Source organism: Pseudomonas sp. PME37.24/006 (assembly GCF_055556635.1).
Genome location: NZ_JBVHNL010000104.1, coordinates 1 through 270 on the forward strand (window position 1 = coordinate 1; position 270 = coordinate 270).

A 270-nucleotide genomic window follows, 5' to 3' on the forward strand; every position below is an offset into this window, starting at 1 on the left:
CGCGAGTCGCGCGATCTCGGCTTCCGTGGCCGGGCCTCCGGCTTCGCCGTAGACGCGCTCGCGCAGATGGTTCAGCTCGACGTCATCGTCGCTCATGCCCCGACTCTAGAACCGCCGAGGGGGTCACGGGGCGGTTGCGTCCAGGGCATCCGAGGCGCCCACGAGCGCGAGGTGCGACAGCGCCTGCGGAAGGTTGCCGGCCTGCCGCCTCCCCTTCGGGTCGTACTCCTCGGAGAGGAGGCCGACGTCGTTGGCGACCGCGGTCAGGCG

Annotated in this window: 1 protein-coding gene; it reads right to left on the reverse strand. The window is 71.9% G+C overall.

The window, feature by feature from the left end:
- Positions 1–123: 123 nt before the first annotated feature.
- The gene (locus ACZ3GY_RS24015; protein WP_465912246.1) at positions 124–267 is read right to left on the reverse strand and encodes a glycoside hydrolase family 15 protein; all 144 of its coding nucleotides are present in this window, start codon (positions 265–267) and stop codon (positions 124–126) included.
- Positions 268–270: the final 3 nt, after the last annotated feature.